This window comes from Actinocrispum sp. NPDC049592 (assembly GCF_040675465.1).
GTDB lineage: Bacteria > Actinomycetota > Actinomycetes > Mycobacteriales > Pseudonocardiaceae > Kibdelosporangium.
This window is the reverse complement of the sequence record NZ_JBFAPA010000017.1, coordinates 302428-309163: the sequence shown is the minus strand read 5'-3', so window position 1 is coordinate 309163 and position 6736 is coordinate 302428. Positions and strand designations below refer to the sequence as shown.

Annotated in this window: 8 protein-coding genes; 6 read left to right on the top strand and 2 right to left on the bottom strand. The window is 67.8% G+C overall.

What is annotated here, in order from left to right; all coding sequences use genetic code 11:
* Positions 1-294: 294 nt before the first annotated feature.
* The 6 genes from proC (at position 295) to AB0J95_RS36415 (ending at position 4538) form a co-directional block, all read left to right on the top strand.
* Positions 295-1104: a pyrroline-5-carboxylate reductase gene (proC, locus tag AB0J95_RS36440; RefSeq protein ID WP_364768564.1), complete on the top strand. Its 810-nt coding sequence runs from the start codon at positions 295-297 to the stop codon at positions 1102-1104.
* A gap of 205 nt (positions 1105-1309) precedes the next feature.
* On the top strand, positions 1310-1528 hold the full coding sequence (locus AB0J95_RS36435; protein ID WP_364768561.1) for a helix-turn-helix domain-containing protein: 219 nt from the start codon (positions 1310-1312) through the stop codon (positions 1526-1528).
* A 114-nt stretch (positions 1529-1642) separates the two neighbouring features.
* Positions 1643-1744, top strand: coding sequence for an AURKAIP1/COX24 domain-containing protein (locus tag AB0J95_RS36430; RefSeq protein WP_076993459.1), 102 nt, complete (start codon positions 1643-1645; stop codon positions 1742-1744).
* A gap of 132 nt (positions 1745-1876) precedes the next feature.
* Positions 1877-2896, top strand: a complete 1020-nt coding sequence (locus AB0J95_RS36425; protein WP_364768557.1) for an NAD-dependent epimerase/dehydratase family protein — start codon at positions 1877-1879, stop codon at positions 2894-2896.
* Entirely contained in the window at positions 2889-3893 is a 1005-nt protein-coding gene (locus tag AB0J95_RS36420; RefSeq protein WP_364768554.1) for a lysophospholipid acyltransferase family protein, read from the top strand. Before AB0J95_RS36425 ends, AB0J95_RS36420 begins: the two co-directional genes overlap by 8 nt.
* A 303-nt stretch (positions 3894-4196) precedes the next feature.
* On the top strand, positions 4197-4538 hold the full coding sequence (locus AB0J95_RS36415) for a hypothetical protein (RefSeq protein ID WP_364768551.1): 342 nt from the start codon (positions 4197-4199) through the stop codon (positions 4536-4538).
* Positions 4539-4655: 117 nt separating this feature from the next.
* Here AB0J95_RS36415 and AB0J95_RS36410 read toward each other — a convergent pair whose 3' ends face one another.
* Both AB0J95_RS36410 and AB0J95_RS36405 read right to left on the bottom strand, forming a co-directional pair.
* Positions 4656-5591 (bottom strand): HAD-IB family hydrolase, encoded by a 936-nt coding sequence (locus tag AB0J95_RS36410; RefSeq protein ID WP_364768549.1) that lies wholly within the window; start codon positions 5589-5591, stop codon positions 4656-4658.
* Positions 5592-5618: 27 nt separating this feature from the next.
* On the bottom strand, positions 5619-6680 hold the full coding sequence (locus AB0J95_RS36405; protein WP_364768546.1) for a DUF5667 domain-containing protein: 1062 nt from the start codon (positions 6678-6680) through the stop codon (positions 5619-5621).
* Positions 6681-6736 lie beyond the last annotated feature (56 nt).

Sequence of the window (6736 nt, the reverse complement as noted above, 5' to 3'; positions counted from 1 at the left end):
GCGGGTGGGTGTGGATAAGTGGGGGGTGCGAGTGGCGAATTTGTATGACGACCTGCCCCGCCGGAAAGCTTATGTGCGCCGCCACCCCGCACAAAATCGAACCGCGCGAGACCCGGAACGGGCCCGGCGACCCCGCACGAGGGGTCCCGATGTGAAGCGCGGCCTGGAATGGGTCCCGTCGGGAGCCGCGAGAGGCTTTGGCGATGATCGGGGTGCGGCCGGGAAGGGGCCCGGCGGGCGACCCCGGAAAGGGGTCCCGGCGATGATCCGTGGGGGTCTGGCACCCTTTCCGGCATGACGACGATCGCTGTGCTGGGGGCGGGCAAGATCGGTGAGGCGCTGCTGTCCGGGCTGCTGTCCGGGGGGCGGTCGGCCGAGCAGTTGATGTTCACCGAGCGGTATGCCGAGCGTGCCGCCGAGCTGAGCAAGCGGTATGGGGTGCGTGCTGTCGACGTGCCGACCGCGGCGGCTGAGGCGGAGGTGCTTGTCGTCGCGGTGAAGCCGCAGGACATCGATCCGGTGCTGGCCGAGCTGGCGCCCGTGGTCAGCGCGCGCAACCTGGTGGTGTCGTTGTGTGCGGGCCTGCCGACGGCTCTGTATGAGCGCACGCTGCCCGATTCGGTGCCGGTGGTGCGGGTCATGCCGAACACGCCGATGCTCGTGGGACAGGCGATGAGCGTGATCTCCGCGGGCAAGCACGCCTCGTCGCAGCACCTGGCGCTGGTCGAGGAGATCCTCTCTTCCGTCGGTGAGGTCATCCGGGTGCCCGAGTCGCAGCAGGACGCGGTGACCGCGCTGTCCGGGTCCGGCCCGGCGTACTTCTTCTTCCTGGTCGAGGCGATGATCGACGCCGGGATCCTGCTCGGCATCCCACGCAACGTGGCCGAGAAGCTGATCATCCAGTCGGCGGTGGGCGCGGCGGCGATGCTGTCGCAGACCGGGGAACATCCGGTCATCCTGCGTGAGGCGGTCACCTCGCCGGCCGGTACGACGATCATGGCGATCCGTGAGTTGGAGCGGCACGGGGTGCGCGCGGCGCTGCTCGCGGCGATCGAGGCGGCCCGCGACCGGTCGCAGGAGCTGGGCAAGGCGCACGAGGCATAGGTGTCGCGGTTGTCCCCAATGTGCCATTGGGGACGGCTCCGACCTGCCCGAACACGGGCCGCCGCGGACTGGTGTCCCGCTAGTACGCCTGACGGAGGTCGCATCTGTCACACGTGTCCCGCTACTCTCTTGAGCAGCACGTGCGTGTCGATACTGCCGATGGGGAAGATCGGCAGCGCGACGCGTGGCTAAGGACGCGTGAACCATGCCGAACACACAACGAAGTTCAGAACCCACGGCCATCTCCTCGGTGCAGTTCCTCACGGTCGCCGAGGTGGCCAAGATGATGCGGGTCTCGAAGATGACCGTCTACCGCCTGGTGCACTCCGGTGACCTGCCGGCGGTCCGGGTCGGGAAGTCGTTCCGGGTGCCGGAGCAGGACGTCCACACCTACCTCGAGAACGCGTACTTCGACGCTGGCTGACAGGCCCCGACGACCGCCGGGTAAACTCGGCGGTCGTTCGTGCCTGCGCCCCGGAAGTGTGAACTTGGGCCCTGCGCGGTTGGTACCCACTGGAAGACAAGGCAAGGAACCCGTATGGGCTCGGTTATCAAGAAGCGTCGTAAGCGGATGTCCAAGAAGAAGCACCGCAAGCTGCTGCGTAAGACGCGTCACGCGCGTCGCAAGCAGGGCAAGTAACCCGCTGCGCCGATCGGGTGATAACCGTGGAAAGCACGTGTGACCTGCGTTAACACCTCGTATCCGCGACCGGTTACGGCTTGGTCACGAGGGTAGGCTACCGGCGGTCAGTACGCCTGTAGAGGGAGACGCATGACGCCCAAGGTCGTCTTGGTCACCGGAGCAGGCGGGTACGTCGGAGCACATCTGGCCGCACGCCTCGCCGCCAACCCGGACATCGAACGAGTTCTCGGAGTGGACACCGCTCCGCCCGCCAGGGACCTGCTCAGGTCCATGGGGCGGGCGGAGTTCGTCCGCGCCGACATCCGCAACCCGCTGATCGCCAAGGTGATCAGCTCGGCGCGGGTGGACACGGTCGTGCACGCAGCGACCACGGCCAGCCCGGCCGGCCCCAAGAGCCGCACGGTCATCAAGGAGATGAACGTGATCGGCACCATGCAGCTGCTCGCCGCCTGCCAGCGTTCGCCGCAGGTGAGCAAGCTGGTGGTCAAGTCCAGCGCGGCGGTCTACGGCGCCGGCGCCCGCGTGCCCGCGGTCTGTACCGAGGACATGGCCCCGAAGGGGCTGTCCTCGAGCGGGTACGCCAAGGACGCCGTCGAGGTCGAGGGGTACGTGCGCGGGTTCGCACGGCGCCGCTCGGATGTGCGGGTGACCACAGTCCGGCTGACCAACCTGATCGGCCCGAACGTGGACACCGTGCTCACCCGCTATTTCGCGTTGCCACTCGTGCCCACCGTGCTGGGCTACGACGCACGTGTGCAGCTGCTGCATCCCGAGGACGCGCTGGCCGTCCTCGAACGGGCCACCACCGATGACCACCCCGGCGTGTTCAACGTCGGCGGTGACGGCGTGCTCACGTTGTCCCAGGCCATCCGCCGCGCGGGGCGGGTCGCGGTGCCGATGCCCCGGGCCGCGCTGCCGACCGCCGCCCGGGTGCTGCGTGGCGTGGATTTCTCCGGCGACCAGATCCAGTTCCTGAACTATGGCCGTGTCGTGGACACCACCAGGCTGAAGAAGGATTTCGGCTTCACCCCGAGGTGGTCCACGCAGCAGGCGTTCGACGACTACATCCACGGCCGTGGGCTGCGTCCCGTGCTGGACGCCTCGCGGCTGACCTCCTTGGAGAACAGGATCAGACGCTCTGATGGGTGAACGGCAGAGGCAGGAAGCACAAGTCATCCCCCTGCGCGGGCGCCAGACCACCGGCCGCCCACGACCCCTACCCGAGAAGCGCACACCATCCCAAGCCCCAGCGGAACCGACCCCGATCCGTCCCCTCCCACACTCACCAGGACAGGGCTTGGGCAGCGGCATCCGGCAGGGCCTGGCGGGCGCCCTGAGCTTCGCCCGCAAGCGATTGACCGGTGACTACCAGATCGACGAGTTCGGGTTCGACAAGGACCTGACCGACACGGTGATCCTGCCGCCGCTGAAAGCGGTGTACGACAAGTGGTTCCGCGTCGAGACCCTCGGCACGGACAACCTCCCGGCGACCGGCGGGGCCCTGATCGTGGCGAACCACTCGGGCACGCTCCCCATCGACTCGGTGATGATGGGCGTCGCGGTGCACAGCAACACCCAACCCAACCGCCACCTGCGAATGCTCGGCGCGGACCTGGTGTTCCAAACCCCCATCCTCGGCGCCCTGGCACGGAAAACGGGGCAGACCCTCGCGTGCATGGACGACGCCGAGCGCCTGCTGTGCTCCGGTGAACTGGTCGGCGTGTGGCCAGAAGGCTTCAAGGGCATCGGGAAACCCTTCAAGGAGAGGTACAAACTCCAGCGGTTCGGCCGGGGCGGCTTCGTAGCGGCGGCGCTGCGAACCGGAGTCCCGATCATCCCCGCATCCATCGTCGGCGCCGAGGAGATCTACCCGAAGATAGGCGACCTCAAGCCCCTCGCCCGCCTCCTCGGCCTGCCCTACTTCCCCATCACCCCCACCTTCCCCCTCCTCGGCCCCCTCGGCGCCATCCCCCTGCCCACCAAGTGGTACATCGAATTCGGCACCCCCATCCGCACCGACCAACACACCCCCACCGACGCCGACGACCCCGCCACCGTCTTCAACCTCACCGACCAAGTCCGCGAAACCATCCAGCAAACGATCTACCGCCTGCTGGACCACCGCCAAGGAATCTTCCGAGGCTGAAAAAGGCGGAAGAGAAGAACGCGGACTCAAGGCGCGACGTAGAGCAAGAACAAACGCAAGGCGGGAACGCGGGCACCACACGCGGAACGCTGGGCGCATAGGAAGGCGCCCAGCGTTGTAGTGAGAGCGCTGGCCGCGATGCGCGGGGAAGATGCGGGGCGCATGCGCGGAGCATGGTGCGCACGCGCAAGGAGGAAGTGCTGGGCGCAAATCCTCAGCACGAAGGAAAGGGCGCGGTGCGGCGCCGGGTGTAGATCGGGACCGTGCGGAGGCGGCGATCAAATCGGGGGGATGTTGTGCGTCATGAACGATGAGGTGCCCGTCGATGGGATGTGGCGGGGCGAGATGCTGAGCGACCTGACGAGCGGGGATTCCGCTCGGTCGACGCGGGCATTGCTTTCGCTGACCTTGAACGACCCCGGCCGCGTCTGGCTGGAGGATCTGCTCCTCGCGCAGCTCAGGGAGGACAATGAAAGTCAGCTGCGGTCATTGGCCGTCACGTGCATGGGCCACCTTGGCAGGACACACGGCCTGATAAGCGGTCGTATAGTCGCCTGCTTGGAAAGTCTTCTGGATGACCCAAAACTGGGTGGCATCGCGGAAGACGCACTGGGAGATATCCACCATTTCGCGACCGTGGTTTAGAGCGCGCACCCAACCCACCACAAACCCGGCGCAGCCGGGTGAAACCCGGCCCCTCTGGGTGGTCAGCCGCGCGGCGAGCGCATCTCTTGGGGCGGGACCTCGAGCGCGAGATAAGACCTAAGAAGCCTCACGCTTCCGATAAGCCAACCCCACCGCGATAGCACCGGCAAGAGCCCCAGCGCCCAAAACGGAAGGCACCCCGATCTTGGCGGCCTTCCGCCCGGTGCGGAAGTCGCGGATTTCCCAGCCGCGTTTCCGGGCCACGTCACGGAGTTCACCGTCAGGGTTGACAGCAACTGCAGTGCCGACAACGGAAAGCATGGGCACGTCGTTCACGGAGTCGGAGTAGGCGGTGCACCGCCGCAAGTCGAGACCTTCGCGCGCAGCGAGAGCCCGAACAGCGTGAGCCTTGGCCCGCCCGTGCAACAAGTCGCCGACGAGATTGCCGGTGTACACGCCATCTTCACTGCCGAGAACAGTGCCCAGTGCGCCGGTGAGGCCGAGCCGGCGAGCGATGATGGCGGCCAGATCCACCGGGGTGGCCGTCACGAGCCAAACCCGCTGCCCGGCGTCCATGTGCATCTGCGCGAGCGCGCGGGTCCCCGACCAGATCTTGTCGGCCATCAGCTCGTCGTAGATCTCCTCACCGTGGGCCCGCATCTCCTCGACGCTGTGCCCCGCGATGAAGCTCAACCCGGTCTCACGACTGCGCTTGATGCCCTCTTTGCTCTCACTGCCCAGCAGCCGGAACCGCGCCTGGTCGAACGCGAACCGCGCGAGGTCCCCGGTCGTGAAGAACTTCCGCTGGGCCATCCCGCGCGCGAAGTGGAAGATCGACGCGCCCATCATCATGGTGTTGTCCACGTCGAAGAACGCAGCCGCGGTGAGGTCCGGGGGACCACTGACCGGCGGTGCCTCCGCTTCCATGGCGACCGCGGCTTCGGCGGAGGCAGCGCCGGCGAGCGCGGCGAGCCGCTCCAGCTCCGGTTGCTTCTCCTGATCGCGCCTACGGGTCACCACCGAGCCTCCGGGAAAGTCGTGAGTTACCCCCATCGACACAGGGTACTGACCCGGACGGGCTCACCCGATGCGGATCGCCGGGAGTCCGGGCAGCAGTGGTGGGATTGTTAGACCCGGCAGCGGCAGCTGCGGCACGGTGGGGTCGGCCGGCCGGTTCGGGGTGGACGGCGGCGACGCGGGCACGAGCGGGACCTGCGGGTTGACCGGCGGAACCGGTGGGGTGGGCTGTTGTTCGCCCGGCGCCCTCGGCGGTGGGGTCTGCGGCTCGGAGGTCTTGACCTTGGGGTTCGCCGGCGGCGCCGGTGCGGTCGGCGCGTTCGACGTCTCGTTGTTGGCGGCCGGGCGGTGACAGGCGCTGTCCGACGGCAATGCGCCGATCTCGTCCGAGCCGCCGGTGGTGATCTGGTAGCAGTCCATCCGGCCCATCAGGGCCTCCGCGCGCTCGGCGATCCTGGCCAGCAGTTGCCGCGACACCTTCATCCGTTCGAGGGTCGAGTTCGGCAGGTGCGGTTCGAGCGCGGCCAGGTGCGTGTCCTGCTCACCGATCCACGCCTTGAGCGAGCCGAGCTGTTCGGGCTGGCCGCGCGTGGCCAGCGCGATGATCTGCCGGGACGCCTGGGTGATGTCGTTGTCGAAGTCGGTCAACGCGGTCAGGTAGCCGCCGACCGGGGCGTCCGCCGGGTTGGGGTGCAGTTGGGCCAGCGACTCCATCTCGGTGACCCGCGCGGCGGCGAACTCCAGGTGCTTGAGCGCCTTGGACTCGTCGCCGAACGTCAGGCCGAGCGAGGCCGCCTCACCGGTGCGCTTGATGCCGTACAGGGCGTCGCCGGGCAGCGCGTCCCGCGACAACAGCAGGCTCATGCCGGCCAAAGCGAACACAAGCACCAAGGCGGCGGCCACGGCGACGACGAACCGGCTGCGCCGCGAACTGACGGCGGGCTTGCGCTTGGCTAATACACGCTGGCGCATCCGCTCCCGGGCCAGGTCGTCCGGGGCCAGCTCCGGCCCGAGCTCATGGATGGCGGCGACGATCGCCAGCTCGACCTCGAAATCGGGGTCGTCGGTAGGCGACTCGAGCGCGCGAGCGAACCGCTCGGCCTGGTCACCTGCTGCGCTGTCCACCGGTCTCCCCGTTCGCGGAAACATCTCGAAAGAGACAACGAATCCGGAGCACTGAC